The sequence below is a fragment of the Streptomyces fuscigenes genome, assembly GCF_021556455.1.
In the GTDB taxonomy this organism is placed as follows: Bacteria; Actinomycetota; Actinomycetes; order Streptomycetales; family Streptomycetaceae; genus Streptomyces; species Streptomyces fuscigenes.
Map to the genome: position 1 here is coordinate 1 of NZ_JAKGCV010000076.1, position 18187 is coordinate 18187.

The window sequence follows — 18187 nt, forward strand, 5'->3', positions numbered from 1 at the left end:
GGGGCCCGGGCCGGGCGCTCGCGGGGTGGCCGACGTCCCGCCTCCCGCTCACCGGAGGGCGCGCGCCGGAGGCCCGGCCTCGCGGGGCGGCGGGCGCCCGGCGGGTCGTAGGCTGCCGCCATGGCACCCAACATCGCAACGAACACCGTCGTGGACCTGGACGGACTCCTCGCCTTCGTCCGGCCCCGGCACCACGCCATCCTCCTCACCACCCGGGCCGACGGCCGCCCCCAGGGCTCGCCCCTGACCTGCGGGGTCGACGACTCCGGCCGCGTCGTCGTCTCCACCTACCCCGAGCGCGCCAAGACCAGGAACGCGAAGCGCGACCCCCGCGTCAGCCTGATCGTCCTGTCCGACGAGTGGAACGGCGCCTGGGTCCAGATCGACGGCACCGCCGAGGTCATCGACAGCCCCGACTCCGTCGAGCCGCTCGTGGAGTACTTCCGCAACATCTCCGGTGAGCACCCCGACTGGGACGAGTACCGCGCGGCCATGGTCAAGCAGGGCAAGTCGATCATCCGCATCACGCCGGAACGCTGGAGCCCGCTGTCCACCGGCGGCTTCCCGGCCCATCTCGCGCAGGACAACTGAGGCCGGGGGCCGGGCGCCTGGCCGGGTCCGGGCCGGCGGTCTGACCCGGACCGGACGTCTGGCCCCCCGGGGGGCAGGGCTGGAGTCGGGTCCGCGGCGGAGTCGGCTCCGGGCCGGAGTCAGCTCGGCTCGGGCGGGCCGCCCTGGCAGGACAGACTCGCGGGGTCCCGGCTACTGGTCGGAGGTCGCGCCCGTGCCGCCGGCGGCCGGCGCGGGGTCGCCTGCCCGGGTCCCCAGGGCCTCGATGCCCGCCACGAGCAGGTCCAGCGCGATGCCGAAGTCCCGCTCGCGCATCTCGCGCACGGTGGCGCCGCCGCGCGGTTCCATCAGGCCGCCCGGCTTCGCGAAGGCCTCTCTGAGGCCGGGCCGCTCCTCGATCTGCTCACCGATCGACCCCATCGCCAGGCGGTAGTACTCGTCCTGGCTCAGCCCCGCGTCGGCGCAGCGCTGCACGAAGTGGCCCTCGATCGTGCCGAACCCGTACACGAACTGGAAGACCGCGGAGATCGCGCCCCGCTGCTGGTACGCCGGCAGACCCGTGCTGCGCACGACCGCCCGGACCGCGTTCGAGAACACCGTCGCGCAGGGCCCGATGTTGAGGTACTTGCCGATCAGCGGCGACGCCCAGGGATGGCGCACGAACACGGACCGGTAGCTCGCCGCGAGGGCGCGCAGGTGCTCGCGCCAGTCCGGACCCGCGCCCGCGGCCATGTCCGTACCGTCCGCGCCCGCCGCCATGTCCGTACCGTCCGGGACGCGTACCTCGCCGAAGACGTGGTCGAGGGACAGTTCCAGCAGGTCGTCCTTGGTGTTGACGTACCAGTACAGCGACATGGCCGTCACGCCCAGCTCGGACGCCAGCCGCCGCATCGAGAACTTCTCGGGCCCCTCCGCGTCCAGCAGCGCCACGGAGACCTCGGTGATCCGGTCGCGGTCCAGGCTCGTCGAGTCGCCCGTGCCCGCCCCGGCGACCGGCGGCTGCTCGGCCCGCTCGTGACGCCGCCCCCGCACCCGCGGACTGTCGTCGAGCCACACGCTCGTCCGGGCTGGACGCTTCGCACGATCGGTTCCGGCGACCATGGGCCAGCCTCCTCGGTTACTCCGGCCGGGTGGTGCCGGACCTTCTGCGGGTTGTACGGGGCGGACGGCGGACGCGCTCAGCGTCAGCCGCGGACGACGGCCCTGCGGGTCGTCCCCCGTGCGTCTTCCCGTACATCTCCCATGATCCACCCGGTTCCGGATGTTATGCCGTGGCTGGTGGTGATCCTTTCGTCTCGCTTTCCCCCGGGACGGCCCGACCTCAGCGGGTGGTGCCGGGTTCTCCCGGCTTGATCAGGTATCCGGCGCCGCGCCGCGTGTGGATCATCGGCGGGCGTCCGACGTCGATCTTCCGGCGCAGGTACGAGATGTAGAGCTCGACCACGTTCGCCTGGCCGCCGAAGTCGTAGGACCACACGCGGTCCAGGATCTGCGCCTTGCTCAGCACCCGGCGGGGATTGCGCATCAGGTACCGCAGCAGCTCGAACTCGGTGGCCGTCAGGTGGATCGACTCGCCGCCGCGGGTCACGTCGTGGCTGTCCTCGTCGAGGGTCAGGTCGCCGACGACGAGCATCGACTCGCTGCGTACCGTGGCCACCCCGGACCGGCGGATCAGCCCCCGCAGCCGGCCGACCACGTCCTCCAGGCTGAACGGCTTGGTGACGTAGTCGTCACCGCCCGCCGTCAGCCCCGCGATCCGCTCCTCGACGCCGTCGCGCGTGGTCAGGAACAGGACGGGCACCTGCGGCAGCTCGCTGCGCAGCCGCCGCAGCATCGCGCGCGCGTCGCCGCTCTCCCCGCCGGGGCCTTCGCCGGAAACTTCCGTGGAGCCGGTGGCACCCGGGGCGCCGCCGGGCGTTCCCGCGGCACCCGCGGGTGTTTCCGCGGGGGCACCGGCCGCCACCGCACCGGCGAGCGAGACGTCCCATATCACCGCATCGGGGGCGAAGTCCCCGGCCGAGTCCATGGCGGAGGTGCCGTCACCGGCGCTGAGCACCTCCCACCCCTCGTACCGGAGGGCCATCGAGAGCAGTTCGGTGAGCGACGCCTCGTCGTCGACGACGAGGACGCGGACGGGACTCCCGTCCGGCTTCAGCATTTCGGTGCGCCCGCGGGGCGAGGTCAGCGTCATACTCCTCACCTTCGGCAGGCCCTCTGAGAGCCGTCTTGCCGCTTTCTGTGAATTGCCTGAGAAAACCCTCAGGAACTTTTCAGACACGAGCCCGTCCCGGCCCGTCCCGGCCCGTCCCGGCCCGCCGCGGTCGGGCCCCCGGTCCGGTCCGGTCCGGCCGGCCGTCTACAGGCTGGGGGGACCGGCGACCGCCGGATCGGCCCGGGCGTGGTCCGGGTCGTCGGCGTGGTCCGGGTCATCGGCGTGGTCCGCGCGGCCGGTGGGGCCCTGCCCCTGGGTGTCGGCGGGGTCCTGGCCCCTGGGTGTCGGCGGGGTCCTGCCCCTGGGTGCCGGTGGGGCCCTGCCCCTGGGTGCCGGCACTGCCCCCGTCAAGGCCGAACAGCGCCGCCGCGTTCCCGTAGCAGACCGCGCGCAGCCAGTCGTCGCCGAGCCCGAGGCGTTCGAGCACCTCCAGCTGGTGCACGTACGGGTGGGGGATGTTCGGGAAGTCCGTCCCGAGCAGCACCCGGTCCCCCAGGCCGGCGAGACGCCCGAGGGTTTCGGGGTCCCTGCTGACGGGCGCGCTCTCCTCGATGAAGTCGGTGAACGCCATGGTCGTGTCCAGCCGCACCTCCTCGTACCGCTCCGCCAGCGCCATGAACTCGCTGTACTCGGGCATCCCCAGGTGGGCCACCACCAGACGCAGCCGGGGATGGCGGGCCAGCAGCTCGGCGACGGGGCCCGGGCCGGTGAAGTTGCCGGGCACGGGACCGGAACCGCAGTGCGCGACCACGGGTACGCCCGCGTCGGCCAGCAGTCCCCAGGCGGGGTCGAGCAGCGGGTCGTTCGGGTCGTACCCGCCGACCTGGACGTGCGCCTTGAAGACGCGGACGCCTCCCGTCACCGCCTCCTTCACGTATGCCTCGACGCCGGGTTCCGGGAACAGCGTCGCCGTCCGCAGGCAGTCCGGCGTACGCGCCGCGAAGTCCGCCGCCCACGCGTTCAGCCAGGTCGCCATGCCCGGCTTGTGCGGGTACAGCATCGACGTGAACGCGCGCACGCCGAATCCACGCAGCAGCGCGACCCGCTCGTCCTCCTCGTGCCGGTACGTGATCGGCCACGCGCGCCCGACCAGCGGCCCCGCGCTGTCGAAGTACGCCCACACCTTCTTCAGCACCCGGTCCGGCATGAAGTGCGTGTGCACGTCGACGAGACCGGGCAGCCCCACCCGTTCCCGAAACGCCCGCACCGCCTGCTGCTCGTCCGCGGCGGCCGTCGTCCCCCGGCCCCGCGCGCCCCGCTCCTCCTGCGCACCGTGCCCGTCCCGCCCGCCCTGTCCGTCCCGCCCTCGCTCGCTCATGGACCCACTCTGGGTACCACCACCGTTCCCTGTCCACGGCGCATGTGCGGCAGCTCCCCCGGGCACCGCGGCGCCGACACGGCAGCTCCCGGCCCACCGCCGCGCCGCTGCGCCCTCGCTCCTCAGAACAGGCCGCCCTGGACCCCGCGGCGCAGCTCACGGACCGGCAGGCTCAGCAACTGCCCGGCCTCGGCCGAGACGGCAGGCGAAGTCGAGGCGGCAGCCGAAGCCGCGCCGGGAGTCGGATCCGATGTCGGTGACGGATCCGATGCGGGCGCCGGATCCGGTCTGAACGACGAGGCGGACGCCGAGGCCGGTGCCGGTGCCGAGGGCGCCGCGTCGTTGGTGGACACCCGCTCCAGGCCCCAGCCGCGCATGAGGCGGCTGTCCACGACGACGACGCCCTTGCCCGCGACCGCGACGTGCAGGTCGGGCCCCGCCACCGCGACCAGCCGTCCCGCGATCGCGCCCCCGTCCACCAGCTCCGACACCACGGCGTCCACCGGAACGGCGGAGGGTGTCGACCCGTCCCCTTCGGGCCCGCGCTCCAGACCGAAGACGCGGGCGTGGTCGACGGCCTCGAACGCCAGCGGCTCCAGCGATCCCGGCCAGCCCGGCAGCGCCAGCGCACGGGCGTGCAGCTCCGCGACCTCCGCCGCCCGCGCCTGCTCCGGCGGCAGATCCGCACGCGCCACGCGCTTGTCCGCGTACGGGATGCGGTCCGGCACCCCCAGCGCGGCACGCAGCAGCTCCTCCGTACGGCGCGCCGCCATCAACGGGCCGCGGCCGAGCCAGCTGAAGGTGACGGCGCCCTGTTCGAGCAGCCGTGCGGGACCACGCGCCTCCGCGGTGATGCCGACCTTCCGCATCCCCGGACCGAACCACGCCAGATAGACGCGGTAGGGACGCGGATCGTCGGCGATCGTGTCGGCGGCGACGGACCGGAGCCGGTCCAGGCGTGCGCACTCGGAGCACTGGGCCCCCGTGCTCCGGGCGGACACCTCGGCCGCGAGCGGGCACCGCTCCCGTCCCGCGCCGATGCACCGGCGCGGGCCCACGGCGCGGAATGCCAGCTCACGCCCAGGGACCAGCTCGCTCAGCCGCTTCGCGACACCTCTGCCGCCCTGCTTCCCACCATGTACACCCCCGTCCTCCCGCTCCGGCCCCGACGACCGGTGGGACTCCCAGACCAGCCGAGGCCGGGGGGAGCCGTCGCCACCCCACCGGAGCCCGGCACAACGCCATGTGTCCGACACACCCCCGAGCGTAGGACCACCCACTGACAACGGGCCTCGCCCGCTCGCAGGCACCCCGCCACCACGAACGCGGAGTCCCGCAGTCGGGTAGTCCCGCAGTCCCGCAGTCCCGCAGTCCGGTAGTCCCGCAGTCCCGCAGTCCGGAAGTCCCACGGCCCCGCGCCCTGCGCCCCGCGCCCCGCGACAGCGGCACCCCGTCAGGGGGCAAACGCGACCGACGTAGGGTCGATATGTGGGCAATTCAACCTGGAGTAGGCCTCCTGTGACACGCGAGTGCCTCGCAGGCACGGCGGACGCGCTCACCCCGGCCGCGAACGGGGCCGCACGGACCCGGACGCCGTGAGTCCGCCGCGCCTGCCTCACGTACGGGTGGCCGGGACGGCCCCGGATGGCCCCGCCCGGGCACCGTCAGCGGCGGCCGAGCCGCCGGGTGCTGACATGCTTCTCGCGGGCGAACGGACACGGACGGACACGAGAGGGGACGGACACGGTGCGGACAGGCCGCTCGGGGCACGTGGAACACGACGGGAGCACGGGCATGCCGGCACAGAGCACGGGCACGCCGCCGGACGGCACACCGGGAGCCCCGGGGGCCCCCGGCGCCCTCCCGCCGGGCACGCACGTCCAGATCGGCGAGGTCGCGGCGCGCACCGAGCTGTCCCTGCGCACGATCCGCCACTACGAGGACGTGGGCCTGGTCACGCCGTCGGCGAGGTCGCAGGGCGGCTTCCGCCTCTACACGGAGGGGGACGTGCAGCGGCTGATGGTGATCCGCCGCATGAAGCCGCTCGGGTTCACGCTGGAGCAGATGCGTGAACTCCTCGCGGTCACCGACCGGCTGGACGCGCCCGAGCCGCCGGACGCCTCCGAGCGGGCGCGACTGGCTGCCCGCCTGGCAGAGTTCGAAGAAGCAACGGCGACCCGCGCCGCGGAGCTGCGCGTCCAGCTCGCGCGGGCCGAGGAGTTCGCCGAGACGCTGCGGGCCCGTGCCGCGAGGGTGGCCCGCCCGGGACGCTGACCCGCGGACCCCCCGCGCCGGCCGCCCAGCGCTCGACACGCTGACCCGCAGACGCCCCACGCCGGCCGCCCAGCGCTCGAAACGCGCCCGCCACCTGCCGTCCCGGCACGCCGACGCGCGGCCGTCCCCAGCTCCCGCACCCCCGACGCCCCACCGCCCCGCATCGTCCGGGCACGCCGCCGCGCTCGCCCGACGCCCCCACCGGCCGGGCAGCGCCACGCTCGCGTGACGCCCCGGCACCCCCGACGCGCCAGGGGGCCACGACCGCTCCCGTCGCCCCGTCCGCGCACCGCCGTTCAGGCGCCCGCGTGCGCCGGCGCTAGGCTCCCGCCCCATGACGGCCCCCCACCCCACCATCCTCGCCACGTCTGGCGGCCTGCGCCCCGGCCACCGGACCGCGGTCTCCTTCGGCGCCCTGGTCCACCACGCGGTCGATCTGTCCGGGGTCCACGGCCGCAGACCCCGCATCATGTACGTGGGGACGGCGATCGGCGACGCCGAACACTTCACGGCCAGGGCCGCCGAGGCGGCGCGCGTGGCGGGCTTCGATCTGACGCCTCTCCAGCTCTTCCCCATGCCGAACCTGGACGATGTCGAGGGGACGGTCCTGGAGCAGGACGTCGTCTGGGTCATGGGCGGCTCCGTCGCCAACCTGCTGGCGGTCTGGCGCGTGCACGGCCTGGACGGGATCCTGCGCCGCGCCTGGCAGGCCGGTGTCGTGCTGAGCGGGGTGAGCGCCGGCTCGATCTGCTGGTACGAGGGCGGCACGACCGACTCGTTCGGCCCGGAGCTCCGCCCGGTCACGAACGGCCTCGGCCTCCTGCCGTACGGCAACGGCGTGCACTACGACTCCGACCCCGGCAGGCGCCGGCTCGTCCACGAACTGGTCGCCGACGGAACCCTCCCCACCACCCACTGCACGGACGACGGCGTCGGTCTCGTCTACCACGGAACGACCCTCACGGAAGCGGTCACCGAGGTCCCGAACGCGCTGGCCCACGAGGTGATCCGGGAGGACGGCCGGGCGACCGAGACCGCACTGCCCCCACGGCTGCTTCCGTCGCCGCGGGAGTGAGGGACCACCCCGACCTTGGCCGCGGATCGGACCGAGGTTCCGTCAACCAGCGGCCGACCGCACAGGAGTGCGCGTAGCAGACCCCGTCGTTCGCATCCTCGGACGCGTCCGCCATGACGGGGTCGGGACGTACATCCGGGCCTGGATCGGGGCGTGCGTCCGGGCGGGGAAGTCCCCAGGACGCCCGCCCAACCGCCCCGGGCCGGGCCGCGCCGGGCCGGCCACCGCCGGCCACCGGGCGACCGCGTTGCGCACCCCGCAACACGCGGCGTTCGCCAACGTCGTGACGAGATCGCCGCCTGCCGGGCTCAGCGAGTGGCCGAAGGAGTCCCCAGGTCCGCCTTCCCAAGAGTCTCCGGCACCATCCGCCGACCGTCGAACGACCAGGCGACGAGATGCACGCAACTGTGGACGCTCGCCCCCAACGCAAGGCCGCGGCGGGCGTCCACCCAATCGACGAGGGCCTGGGGATTCGCGAGGGGGCCTGTGAAGTGGACGAGGTTCGCGTACCAGATGTCCCGCCTGAAGCCTGCTTCGAACCAGCCGTCGTCCGCCAAATCTTCGGCCAGGTGCTCAGCGAACTGCTCGGCCGCCTCCCCGGACGGCGATGCGCACAACATGACGCTCGCCGGTGTGAGCGTGAGTCCGGTCAGCTCCAGCCGGACGGTGCCCACCCGACCGGCCGCCGTACGTATTGCCGCCCGATACCGAAGGAGCCGCTCGTCCTCGCGTATGCCTCGCCGGTACCGCTCCAGCGTGCGAACGGTGAAGTGCGAGGAAACCGCGCCGCCGGTGGGCCAGTGCGAGTCTCCCGCCACCGTCATGGCCTCCGCGGTCAGGCGCTCCATGCGAAGCGCGACTGACGGATCGGGGCGCAGGGCCACTGTGAGGCCCCAGCGGCCGCCGTCCTCCTCGGGAGGCTCCTGGCACGAGGTCCTGTCGGACAGGCATGCGTCTCGTCCCTGTTCAAACAGCTCTGTGAACCGCACGCTCCCCATGCGTCTCATCTTGCCCTGCCGTCCTACGGGCCGGGTACCAGCGGTCGTCGTCTGCGGGGGAAACCGGACACCGCCACCACGTGGTGGCGCATTGCTGTCGCACGGAGGGAGCCCCGGCGCCGGCACCGGCCGCTCCGGTGGAGAGCCAGTCCCGGCGGGCGCCGAGACGGCGGCGCATTCGATCGACGAGTTGTCCCGGGCATGCACGGGAGGCGGTTGTATAGAGCCGCCGCACGAACAACGGCAGAGGCCCCGAGACAATCTCTCGGGGCCTCTGGCCTGCTGTGCACTCGGCAGGATTCGAACCTGCAACCTTCTGATCCGTAGGATCGGGCAGTATCCGACAACGAGCCCGGACAGTCTCCAGGGCTGGTCGCCGGAGTTTGCGATGACGTGCCTTGGTGTGCCGTCGTTGCCGTCACCCCTGCCGTCAAACTTCAGGTGCAGTCTCGCCGCCTGTCTGGCCGGACTCTGCCCTGGAACTTGAGACCGGCCGCACCGTCGGGCTTTCGATCAGAAACTCTGCGATCCCAAGAACGGCCAGGACGCTGCCTATTTCGCCTTGGTTCGATTCGCCCAGCCAACGGCGGCCAGCGTGATCAGGGCGGCAATGGCCTCGACTGGCGAGTCGATCTGGGGAAGGACTGCCATCTTGGTGGGGTCTTGTGGCGAACCTGGCTGATCAAAGACTGGAGTACTGACGGAGCCTCGGCTCGCAAACGAGTTGGATGGGAATCGAATCGCTAGCTCTTGCTCCCAGTTGGTCCACGTGTTGGGAACGCGACTGACTTCCTCGGCAGTGAGAGCCCGGGGAGGCTGGCTGTGCAGGATCGACATGCGTGGGCCGTTCTCGTCCTGAGTCACGAGTACACGAGTCTCCAGAACGTTCGCCGCTGGAGTGAGCCCGTGCCCGGTCAGCTTCATCAAGCTGGAGGCGAACCATCGGACCGTGGCTGTGTACCAGTCCTGACCGCCGATGCTGTGGGCCGTCATGTCTGAGGCGCCGCCAAAGGTGAGCGTGGGCGGGTCGAACCACCCCAACGCGGGGCGGTCCTCCGTTGCACTCGCACCGTCCCCGAGCGGGGTGTAGGCAAGACGAAGCTTCGGCCATCCCGCGTCGTCGTTGGGATCGAACGCCGGCAGGTGGTCGGACAGAGCATCTGTGACTAGTGCGATCCACTCCTCGCCTGCCAAGAGCTCAGAAAGGAACTCCGCGTCCAGCTCGGCTGGCCTCGCAAAGAGCTCTACAACGTCGTCCAGAGACGTGAGGTGAACGAAACGGTCCTCGATACCCGTGAGGTCCGTCTTCATCGGCTCCGGGTACTCCTTGCCGTCGCCGAAGTCCTTCGTGTTTGCGCTGACGAAATAGATCGTCTCGTCCTTGTGGCTGCGCGCATATTCAACAGCCGTTAGCCAGATCGCAGCATCACGGGAACCGGTCTTTTCGCCCTTCCCGAGCCGCTTGCACGGCGCGAGGACGTTGGACTCCCGGAAGAGCGCCGTCCGAAGTACCTCCGCGCTCGGCTCGATGACCTCGACCATGTGCCGGTACACGTCCCGCCAGTGCTCCCGGTGCCGCTCCTGGTCGAGTTGGCCGAGGCTGGGGACCCCTCCCCACGGAACGTGCCGCTCCAGCTGCGCAATCGCTGAAGTCGCCGAATCGTGCGCCGCGACGTACTCCAAAGTGCGCTGTGAGGCCAGTTCCTCCAGGACCACCGACGGGACGGCGACGTGGATATCGGCCGCCGCGAACGCACGAAAGAGGTCGGCGGTGCTGTTGTCCAGCGTCACGCCCCAGAGGATGTTGGTGTCCAGAATGATCAAGTTCGGTGCCTCCGTCGCCTCCGGTCCAACTTGCACAAAGCGAACCCTCTCAGGATCAGAACCTCGAGCGCAGCAAGATTTGACACCAGTGCGGCCCGCGCCCCCTCGCTGCATGCACGGCAGTGCGTCTCCTCGACGGGGACGCCTTCGTCGGCGCACTCCCCTCTGCCCCTCTCGGCTCCTGGCGTGGCTTTGCTTCGACGTTGACCTACTCGCCGTGAACCAGAGCCCAGGCCTCTTCCATCTCTTCCACAAAACCCACTAAACGGGACTATCCGGATATAACCACAAAGCGCCTACACCAAGACACACAGGTCTATAAGTTGCTTCTACTGCCACGCCAGCAGCAGTAGCGCCAAGAAGCCGCAGCAACACCAGGGATGCGTACATGCAGATCACAAAAATTGCCATCCAAAATTTCCGTGGCATCCGAGAACTCAGCATCCCAATGGCAAACTTCAGCTGCATCATCGGGGAAAACAACGCTGGCAAGTCTTCGGTTCTACAAGCACTCGACGTCTTCTTCAACAATCCCGGGCTCCGCGACAGCGACTTCTACAACAAAGAAGATTCCATTCGAGTAGAGGTAACCTTCGACGAAATCAAGGACGAGGATCTAGGCCGACTCACTGATGAGCACCGGTCCCGCATCGCCGAACACGTATCCGAAGGCAGACTTTCCCTTTCTCGCATCTATTCACAACCGGGAAAGGGCGTATTGCGGATGGTCGCACCCATGCCGATCGATAAGAGGTACTGGCCTGACGCAATCACCGAGGTAACAGCAAAGAAGGCACGAGAAGAACTTCGCGAAAGTGCAGTTTTCCATATTCCAGACCTAGCTGAAGTCCTCCCTGCCCGCCCAACACAAAAGCAAGTTCGAGAAGAAGTTGAAAAATTGGTCGCGGCACTTCCCGACGATCAGAAGAAGCCCGATGACATCCCCCTTGTAACGGGCATGGATAAATCCATCCACGCACTGCTTCCTGAAGTTATCTACATCCCAGCCGTTAAAGACCTTTCCGATGACTTGAAGACTGCCGAGACAGCTTCCTTCGGCAAATTGATTGGGATCCTGTTCAATACAATCAAACCTAAACTGGCTAGCATTGACGCACTATTCAGCACGCTAGAGAACCTTCTGAACGTCACCGAGGTTGATGGCGCAGAAGTCGATGATCGCTTGAAAGATGTAATCGCAGTTGAGCAGGCCGTTGAGAGGAATCTTCAAGAAGCATTCCCAGATACGTCAATTAGGATTGAAATCCCTCCGCCAGACCTCAAGAGCGTTCTGAACAATGCCCATATCGCAATCGACGATGGCGTCCGAAGCGGGTTTAAAAGCAAAGGGGACGGTCTTCGCAGGTCTGTCACCTTCGCAATTCTCCGGGCATACGCTGACTTGAGAAGTCAAGAGCGAATGTCCGACCCATCTATGACCCCACGCCCCTACCTTCTACTGTTCGAAGAGCCCGAGCTGTTCCTCCACCCGCGTGCCCAGATTCAACTCTTTGAGGCTCTGAAGGTATTCGCGACAGACAATCACGTCATGGTGAGCACTCATTCTTCAGCGTTCTTTAGCCCTCAGGCAACAGGAACCTTCGTAAAGCTGATTAAGGATCGATCGGTAACACCGCCTTGCGCAAAGGCGTACCCTGTAGACCTTTCCGATCTCCGCCTAAAAGATCAGTTCCAGATGGTCAGGCAGGAAAATAACGATGCAGCCTTCTTCTGTGAATCAATCCTGCTGGTCGAGGGAGACAGCGATCATATCGTGATTCCTCATATTGCTCGCACCCTCAATCCCTCCTGGGATTTCGCCAAGAAGAGTGTTGCGATTGCTCGAGTGGGCGGAAAGCACAATATCAAGCGGTATCGATCATTCTTCGAGCGCTTTGGCGTATCCGTTTCCGCACTAGTAGACTTGGACGCCCTCACAGAGGGATTCGATAAACTAGGAGCATCAACTCAAACTACTGCAATGCGCAACGATCTGATGCAGGACGTGGGTAATATGCTGGCCGGGACCCACGCTAGCGAAACGGACCTTTCCGGAAATCAGCTCCGGAAGATCAAAGATTCGCCCACCATCAAGGAACTTTGGGCCGAGACGAAAAAGCAAGGAGAACTTTTCAAGGCCCGCGAATGCACATGGGAAGATCTAGAAAACCTCGTAGACAACTTCTTCCAGCAAGCGGTTACCCGTGATGCACGCTTGAAGGTGCTGAAGGAGCTGCAAGACGGACCCGTGGCCGATAAACAGAGGCTGGTCATTGAAGCACTCAGAAAAGAGAGAGTTTACGTTCTCTCGAAGGGCGCAATCGAAGCCTACTACCCTCGCCCTGCATCAGGAGATAAGCTCCGCGCCGCACAGGAATACTGTGACGAGTTTACCGACTCTCACCAGATTCGACAGCTAGTGAATGCCGGCAAGGAAGGCGAGACATGCGAGTTCGATCTCATTTTTGCCAACTTCTTCGGCGAAAGTATTCTGCCGCACCAACACTATTCCCCTTCGTTGGAAACTTCACCAGCAATCGAGACCGAGGGGCTGAGCAATACGAGATGACGGAAATCCGGTGCTGAGCATGTCGTGACAGGGTGTACGACATCAGCCGAGGTACGGCCCATCACGATGCTCTAGAAAATGCCGAAGCCGTAGCCGCTGCGTGTGATGCATAGGCAGATGAGCCAGCTCCTCCGCCGGGACGAATCGCAGCTCCGTAGATTCGTCGGAGATCGCGAGTCGTCCGCCGATCACTTGGGCGGTAAAGCAGATGTTGAACTGTCGACGCACCTCGCCGTCCGTGTAAGCGATGATGTGGCGCGGATCGGTGTAGGTCCCGACGAGCCCGGTGATCTCCACGTCCAGACCCGTTTCCTCCTTCACTTCGCGGACGGCCGTTCCTGGCAGCGAGTCGGCCATTTCCATGCCGCCACCCGGCAGCGCCCAGAGATCGTTGTCTCGCCGGCGCTGTAGGAGAATGCTTCCCTCGTCGTCAGTCACCACCGCGGACGCGGCAACGACCAAGCTGTTCGGCTTGGGAGCGTCTGGATCGTCGTAGAACTCAGTGCGTGCCATGATCACCCTCCTGGGACTGGCGTCGCGGTCGCCCACACTTCAGCGAAGCTGTCGCTGTACGTGTCGAACATGCCGCCCTCTCCATTTCGGCGCAGATGCCAGACAGGGGCCCTGTAGGCATTCACACCCCAAACATGAGCGTTGACCAGTGCCTGATCGTCAACCCGGTAAATCGAGTTGTAGAGCGTCGTGGCATGGGTCCGCACCTCAACGCCTGGTACCCCAACGACGGGGCGATAGTGCATCAGCGCAAGACGGCAACGGGGACTGGATTCCGTGGCCGAACTTCTCCTCCTCGCCGCGCTGTTGGACGTTTGCGCTGTCCGCGTCGCCGACTGCGATGCGGACTGCGCAGCCCTCGGCCGCTCGCTCCTTCAAGAGCTCGTTGAGTCTCGGGTACGCCTCGTGCACCGGACCGTGCGATTCCTGCTGGTGATCATGCGTGCCGCTCTCCAGCACGCCGTTCGGGAAGACGAGCTGCCTCGCAACGTGGCCCGGAACGTGGAGCTGAGCATGGGAATTAAGCGAGAGATCGAACCGCTCACCGCCAGGGAGGGGCGTCAGCTCCTGGCGGCGGCTCGGGAAAACCGGCTCTGGGCGGCATACGAGCTGGCGGTCCGCATCGGCCTGCGACGCGGCGAGATTCTCGGGCTGCGTTGGTCGGACGTGGATCTCCACGAGGGTGTCCTCACCGTCCGGCAGGCCCTGCAGCGGGTTGGCGGTGAGTTGCTGATCGTCGCGCCGAAGACGCAGCGCTCGGCCCGCCGCGTGGCCCTGCCGGCCGAGTGCGTCACCGCGCTCCGCGCTCAGCGTGCCCAGCAGACCGCCGACAGGAAGGCAGCTGGGTCCATCTGGAAGGGGACTGGTCACGGGCTCGTCTTCACCACCCGGAACGGGACCCCCATCGAGCCGCGCAACCTGAACCGGTCCTTCGAGGCTCTGAGCATCCGCGCCGACGTCCGCCGGATCCGCTTCCACGACCTGCGACACACCTGCGCGTCCCTCCTCCACGAACAGGGGGCCGACGCTCGCATGATCATGGAAGTCCTCGGCCACAGCTCGATCCGCGTGACCATGGACATCTACACGTTCGTACGGCTCGACTCGCAGCGCTCGGCGTTCGATCGCGTCGGGGATGCCCTGAGGGGTGACGGCAACGCTCCGGACGATGACGACGGTACGGCCGGTATCCCCATGGCCGGCTGATCGGCTCCCGAACGCGGTTGCCGTCAGACACTGCCGTCAAGGCAAAAACCGGAGGCCCTCAGGATTTCTCCTGAGGGCCTCTGGCCTGCTGTGCACTCGGCAGGATTCGAACCTGCAACCTTCTGATCCGTAGTCAGATGCTCTATCCGTTAAGCTACGAGTGCTCGCTCGGCGGGATCTTTCGTTCCCTCCTGCGGTGCGAGAACAACATTACATGACCTGCGGCTCCAGGTGAAATCCATTGGCCGCGCCGCGCTGACCTGCGGAGATGCTGCCCGCGCCGGGGCCCGGAACGACCGAAGCCCCGGCCTGCTGGCCGGGGCTTCCGAGTGCGGAGGCGGAGGGATTTGAACCCTCGATGGATGTATAAGACCCAAACCGCATTAGCAGTGCGGCGCCATAGACCGGACTAGGCGACGCCTCCTCGCCCGCGCACGCGCGGGCGTCTTGTGCAGATGATGACACACCCCGGGGGGCGCTCACCAATCGCTAGACACCGTACCGGGCGGCCCCACGGCATGGCAAAGCACTCGCCAAGCGCAACGTCCGGGCCGCTGCCGCGTTGGTCACCGTAAGAGCCGGGACCCGCCACGGGCCCGGCCGGGACCGCACCTGTTGGAGTCGCCTTGTCGCGTCGCACGCTTCGCCGCCCCCTCCCCGCCGCCGCCCTCCCCGTCCCGCCGCGCGCTCCGTCCTCCGTACCGCCCCGCGCCACCTCCCGCGTCCAGTCGCCGGACCCCGCGTCCCCCTCGTCCCCCGCGTCCCCCGTGTCGTCCGGCTCCGGCCGCCGAAGGCCGGCGTCTTCGTTCCTGGCCGCCCTGTCGCTGGTGCCCGTCGCCCTCGCCGGGCTGGCCGCCGCCGCGCCCGGCGCCTCCGCAGCGGCGCCGGGCGTCTTCGTGCCCGACGCGCTGACGGTCGTGGTGTCCGGCCCCTCGGGCTCGCGCCTCGGCGGCCCGGACGGCTCCGGCACGACGTACGAGCTGCGGTGCGCGCCCGTCGGGGGCACGCACCCCGACGCCGCCGCCGCGTGCGACCGGCTCGAGTCGATCCGGCTCGACGGCGGGGACCCGTTCGCGCCGGTGCCGGCCGGCCGGCTGTGCACGCAGATCTACGGGGGGCCCGAGACCGCACACGTGACCGGCTTCTGGAACGGCCGCGCGGTGGACGCCACCTTCGACCGGGCCAACGGATGCGAGATCGCGCGGTGGCGCCGGCTCGTACCGGTGCTCCCGGACATGGCGTAGAGCGGACACGGGCCAGGAACGTCCTCGTCCCCCTGCCCGCGCCCCGCGCAGGGCCCCTCGCACCCCGCGCGCGACCGCTGGTTCCCACTCTCCTGCTCCACGCGCCCTCCCCTGCCTCGCGCGTCCCCTTCGCCGTCCCGCGTCCCCCTCTTCCACCTCTTCCACGCGTCCCTCTCGCTGCCCCCCGCACCCCCCTTTGTTCACCCGCCCCATCCCCGCCGCGTCCCGCCCCGCGCCCGCCCCTCCACCCCCCGGACCTGCGCCCCGGCCCGCCCCCTCCGGGCCGCCGTCCCGGCGTGGAGAGGTCGTGCGCGTGGGATGGGCATCCTGTCGAGCCGGCCGGCCGTTGCCTGCACGCCGCCCGCACATCCCCGATCCGCCGTCGCCCGCACATCCCCAGCGCATAGACTTCCTCCCGTGACAGGCGGGGTCCCGGCAGGCAAGATGGGCCCGCGGCAGGTCCGCAAAGCGCAGTGGGTCAGGGAGGAAGCGTCGTCGTGAGCAGCAGGCCATCCCGAGGCGCTGCTCGTCTCGCAGCCATACTCGACGCGCTGCCCGACGGACTCGTCCTCGTCAACGCGAACGGCACCGTCGTCAACGCCAACGCGATCGCGCTGGAGATGTTCGAGTCTCCCGGCACCGCGCTCGTCGGCCGCGGCCTGCTCGATCTGCTGCCCGAGTTCGACTCGAAGCTCATCCCGGGTTCGATGCGCCGTCCCGCCTCCACGGACGCGCGGGGCCGTACGAAGCCGACGCGGATGACCGCGCGGCGCACCGACGGCGCCGAGTTCCCCGTCGAGGTGACGAGCGCGAGCCTCGACAGCCGCGACGCGTACCGCGACCCCGGCGGCGGCTACAGCGGTGACGAGCTGCTCATGCTGGTCGTCAGGGACCTCGCCGGCACGGTCGACACCGAGGCCGAGCTGGCCCGTTCGCAGCGGCAGACCGAGATGATCCTGCGGGCGGCGTCCGAGGGCGTCGTCGGCACGGACACCGACGGCCGGGTCGTGCTCGTGAACCCGGCGGCCGCCCAGATCCTCGGGTTCCGCGCCACCGACCTCGGCGGGCGTGAACTGCACACGCTCGTCCTGCACTCGCGCGCGAACGGCGACCCGTTCCCGTACGACGAGTCGCCGCTCGCCGACACGCTCCGCTCCGGGCGAAAGCACCGGGTGCGGGGGCAGGTGCTGTGGGCGAAGAACGGTTCGGCCGTCCCCGTCGACCTGACCACGGCGCCGGTGCGCGACGGCGACCAACTGGTCGGCGCGGTGATGACGTTCATCGACCGGCGGGCCCACGAGGAGCTGCTCAAGGGCCACGCCGACGAGGTCAAGGAGCTCAAGGAGAGCGCGGCGGCCAAGCTGAAGGCCGAGACCGACCGCCTCACCGGGGAGCTCACCGCGACCGAGCGCCGCCTGACCGACGAACTCGACGCGACGGAGCGGCGGCTGACCGCCGAGCGCGACGAGGTGGAGGAGCGGCTCACCGCCCAGCTGCTGGAGACCGAGGAGGCCGCGGTCGCCGAACTGGCCGACCGCAGCGACCGGTACGCGGCCGAGATCGAGGAACTCACCGAGCGGTACGAGTTCGTCTCGGCGCGCCACGCCCAGCTGTCCGCCGTGCTGGGCGACGCGCTGCGCGGCCCGCTGGAGGAGCTCCGCGGCGAACTCGGCGCGCTCGCCGCCGATCCGGCCGGGCAGCTGTGGCCCGAGGCCAACCAGATCCTGCACCACCTGGCCGCCGGGTACGCGCGGATGACGACGCTCGTCGACAACGTGCTGGGTTACCAGCGCCTGGACGACGGCACCGAGCAGCTCACCAAGGTGCCGGTCCTGCTGGACGGCGTGGTCGCCGCCGGTGTGGACGGCGCGGTCGAGCTGATCGGTCCCGGCCGCGTCCAGTTCGCCGTGCACGCCCCGCCGATCGAGGCGGAGGTCGACCCCGGCCGGCTCGCCACGGCGCTCGCGCACCTCATCGCCGACGTGGCGGGGGTCGACGCGACCGGCCGTACGCGCCAGCAGCAGCCCCAGCCGGGCGGCTACGGCGACTCGACGATCCTGGTCGCCGCCGCGCAGCGGGACAACACCGTCCGGATCGAGGTCCGCGGCCCGTTCGCGGGTGGCGACCCGGTCCACGAGCCGATCGTCCAGGGCATCCTCCGGGCGCACGGCGGGCGGCTCCAGACGCACGAGGTGCCCGGCATGGGCGGGCGCGCCTTCGTGCTGGAACTGCCGCTCGGCCAGGGCGGCGGCGCGGTTCCCGCGGCACCGCCGACCCCGTACCAGGAGGCGACCGGCGCGCCCGGCACCACCGCCGGCGGCGGGGGCGGACGCCGTCGGGCACGGCGGTCGTCGACCGACGCGTTCCTGGACTCGCCGGTGGGC

Annotated in this window: 14 protein-coding genes, 2 tRNA genes and 1 pseudogene; 7 read left to right on the top strand and 10 right to left on the bottom strand. The window is 69.2% G+C overall.

What is annotated here, in order from left to right:
• Nucleotides 1-120: 120 nt before the first annotated feature.
• The gene (locus L1885_RS09835; RefSeq protein ID WP_235796646.1) at nt 121-591 is read left to right on the top strand and encodes a PPOX class F420-dependent oxidoreductase; all 471 of its coding nucleotides are present in this window, start codon (nt 121-123) and stop codon (nt 589-591) included.
• A 171-nt stretch (nt 592-762) separates the two neighbouring features.
• Here the strand turns inward: L1885_RS09835 and L1885_RS09840 are convergent, their stop codons facing one another.
• The 4 genes from L1885_RS09840 to L1885_RS09855 all read right to left on the bottom strand — a co-directional run bounded on the left by L1885_RS09840 (nt 763) and on the right by L1885_RS09855 (nt 5356).
• Nucleotides 763-1671, bottom strand: coding sequence for a TetR/AcrR family transcriptional regulator (locus L1885_RS09840; RefSeq protein WP_235796647.1), 909 nt, complete (start codon nt 1669-1671; stop codon nt 763-765).
• Between the two features lie 220 nt (nt 1672-1891).
• A complete protein-coding gene (locus L1885_RS09845; protein ID WP_235796648.1) occupies nt 1892-2761 on the bottom strand; it encodes a response regulator transcription factor in 870 nt (289 codons plus the stop codon).
• A 235-nt stretch (nt 2762-2996) separates the two neighbouring features.
• On the bottom strand, nt 2997-4100 hold the full coding sequence (locus L1885_RS09850) for an amidohydrolase family protein (RefSeq protein WP_235796649.1): 1104 nt from the start codon (nt 4098-4100) through the stop codon (nt 2997-2999).
• Nucleotides 4101-4222: 122 nt separating this feature from the next.
• A complete protein-coding gene (locus L1885_RS09855) occupies nt 4223-5356 on the bottom strand; it encodes a DUF2797 domain-containing protein (protein ID WP_235796650.1) in 1134 nt (377 codons plus the stop codon).
• A 538-nt stretch (nt 5357-5894) separates the two neighbouring features.
• Here L1885_RS09855 and L1885_RS09860 point away from each other — a divergent pair.
• Nucleotides 5895-6374, top strand: a complete 480-nt coding sequence (locus L1885_RS09860; protein ID WP_235796651.1) for a MerR family transcriptional regulator — start codon at nt 5895-5897, stop codon at nt 6372-6374.
• Nucleotides 6375-6708: 334 nt separating this feature from the next.
• A complete protein-coding gene (locus L1885_RS09865; RefSeq protein ID WP_235796652.1) occupies nt 6709-7449 on the top strand; it encodes a Type 1 glutamine amidotransferase-like domain-containing protein in 741 nt (246 codons plus the stop codon).
• Nucleotides 7450-7757: 308 nt separating this feature from the next.
• Here the strand turns inward: L1885_RS09865 and L1885_RS09870 are convergent, their stop codons facing one another.
• Nucleotides 7758-8447: a hypothetical protein gene (locus L1885_RS09870; RefSeq protein WP_235796653.1), complete on the bottom strand. Its 690-nt coding sequence runs from the start codon at nt 8445-8447 to the stop codon at nt 7758-7760.
• Nucleotides 8448-8999: 552 nt separating this feature from the next.
• Entirely contained in the window at nt 9000-10271 is a 1272-nt protein-coding gene (locus tag L1885_RS09875) for a PIN domain-containing protein (protein WP_235796654.1), read from the bottom strand.
• A 388-nt stretch (nt 10272-10659) separates the two neighbouring features.
• On the opposite strand from L1885_RS09875, the gene L1885_RS09880 reads away from it, so the two are divergent.
• Nucleotides 10660-12840: an ATP-dependent nuclease gene (locus L1885_RS09880; RefSeq protein WP_235796655.1), complete on the top strand. Its 2181-nt coding sequence runs from the start codon at nt 10660-10662 to the stop codon at nt 12838-12840.
• A 42-nt stretch (nt 12841-12882) separates the two neighbouring features.
• Here the strand turns inward: L1885_RS09880 and L1885_RS09885 are convergent, their stop codons facing one another.
• Both L1885_RS09885 and L1885_RS09890 read right to left on the bottom strand, forming a co-directional pair.
• Nucleotides 12883-13353 carry an NUDIX domain-containing protein gene (locus tag L1885_RS09885; protein ID WP_235796656.1) on the bottom strand — a complete coding sequence of 157 codons (471 nt, stop codon included), beginning with the start codon at nt 13351-13353 and terminating at the stop codon, nt 12883-12885.
• A gap of 2 nt (nt 13354-13355) precedes the next feature.
• Nucleotides 13356-13764, bottom strand: a pseudogene (locus L1885_RS09890) (XRE family transcriptional regulator); the annotation flags it as partial.
• Between the two features lie 102 nt (nt 13765-13866).
• Here L1885_RS09890 and L1885_RS09895 point away from each other — a divergent pair.
• Nucleotides 13867-14559 carry a site-specific integrase gene (locus L1885_RS09895; RefSeq protein WP_235796659.1) on the top strand — a complete coding sequence of 231 codons (693 nt, stop codon included), beginning with the start codon at nt 13867-13869 and terminating at the stop codon, nt 14557-14559.
• 91 nt (nt 14560-14650) lie between these two features.
• Here the strand turns inward: L1885_RS09895 and L1885_RS09900 are convergent.
• A tRNA-Arg gene (locus L1885_RS09900) sits at nt 14651-14723 on the bottom strand.
• 168 nt (nt 14724-14891) lie between these two features.
• Nucleotides 14892-14983, bottom strand: a tRNA-Ser gene (locus tag L1885_RS09905).
• 343 nt (nt 14984-15326) lie between these two features.
• Here L1885_RS09905 and L1885_RS09910 point away from each other — a divergent pair.
• Both L1885_RS09910 and L1885_RS09920 read left to right on the top strand, forming a co-directional pair.
• Nucleotides 15327-15803, top strand: coding sequence for an SSI family serine proteinase inhibitor (locus tag L1885_RS09910; protein WP_235796657.1), 477 nt, complete (start codon nt 15327-15329; stop codon nt 15801-15803).
• A 497-nt stretch (nt 15804-16300) separates the two neighbouring features.
• Nucleotides 16301-18187, top strand: a 1887-nt coding sequence (locus L1885_RS09920; protein WP_235796658.1) for a PAS domain-containing protein, incomplete at its 3' end; no start/stop codon positions are given.